Source organism: Nocardia noduli, from assembly GCF_019038455.1.
GTDB classification, from domain to species: domain Bacteria; phylum Actinomycetota; class Actinomycetes; order Mycobacteriales; family Mycobacteriaceae; genus Nocardia; species Nocardia noduli.
In genome coordinates this window covers 1-1,283 of the sequence record NZ_JAFMPL010000239.1, presented here as the reverse complement: position 1 = coordinate 1,283, position 1,283 = coordinate 1, and the positions used below count along the sequence as shown (strand labels likewise).

Here is a 1,283-nt window from a genome sequence, read left to right as displayed (position 1 = left end):
TGGCCTGTCCCCGGTGATTGAGTCCACTTGGTTTTAGAGTCCTGTTTGGCCTGGTGAGGGCTGAGAAGGGACACTGAGGGATATGGCAGGTCGGAAGCGGCATTCCGCGGAGGAGATCGTGCGGAAGTTGCGTCGTGCCGACGAGTTGATCGCGGCCGGCAGGACAGGTGAGGAAGCTGCCGCTGAGTTGGAGGTGTCGGCGGCGACGTTGTACAACTGGCGCCGCCAGTACGGCGGGGTCGATACCGACGCGGCAAAAGAGCTCAAAGAGCTGCGGGAACAGAACGCTCGACTCAAGCGGCTGTTGGCGGATGCGGAACTGGAGAAGGACGCGCTGCGGGAGATCGCCAAGGGAAAATGGTGAGCCCGACGGCGGGTCGCCGCGTCGTGGACATGCTCAAAGAAGTGATGGGCATGTCGGAACGGTTCGCGTGCAGGGCTGTCGGGCTCAACAGGTCGACCTATCGGCGGCTGCCGCTGGCCTCGACTCCTGCCGATCCGGACGCCGCGACACGGGCCTGGCTGCGTTCCTACGCCACCAGGCACCAGGGCCACGGGTTCCGGCGGGCGTGGGCGGCATTGCGGTTCGACGAGGGCGCATGCGTCAACATCAAGAAGGTGCACCGGCTCTGGCGTGAAGAGGGCCTGCAAGTGCGTGCACACCATCCACGCAAACGGGCCGGGGTGTCCTCGACACCGCCGGTCGATGCCGATGCGCCGAAGGTCGTGTGGGCGTTGGACTTCCAATTCGACTCGACCGTAGACGGTCGGGCGGTGAAGATCGCGTCGATGATCGACGAGCACACCCGAGAATCACTGCTGCACATCGTGGAACGCTCGATCACCGCCGACCGGCTCGTCACCGAGCTGGCGAAGGTGTTTACAACGTCCGGCGGCCCACCGAGTGTGCTGCGGATGGACAACGGGCCGGAGATGATTTCGACTGCCCTGCAACGGTTCTGCGCCGACCGGGTCGGGATCAGCTACATCCCGCCGGGCACACCCTGGAACAACGGCTTCATCGAATCCTTCAACCGCCGATTGCGGACCGAGTGCCTCAACCGCAACCACTGGACCAGCCTGCTCGAGGCCCGGGTGGTCATCGGCGATTTCAAGACCGATCACAACCGCCATCGGCATTCGGCACTGGGCTACCGGACACCGGCCGAGTACGCTGCGGCCTGCACCCACACCCACCACCCGGTGGCCTGCGGGACCAACTGAATCCGAACGAAACAACCCGGACTCTATTCCCAAGTGGTCTCGTCATCGGGGACCGGTCA

At 64.4% G+C, this 1,283-nt stretch carries 1 protein-coding gene; it reads left to right on the top strand.

The features are described from left to right. The first annotated feature begins 82 nt into the window (after positions 1–82). Positions 83–1,224 (top strand): IS3 family transposase gene (locus JZ792_RS41155; protein WP_216918403.1). Its coding sequence is split into 2 segments (ribosomal slippage): positions 83–350 and positions 350–1,224, totalling 1,143 coding nucleotides; the frame shifts between segments, so codons are not numbered across the junction. Positions 1,225–1,283 lie beyond the last annotated feature (59 nt).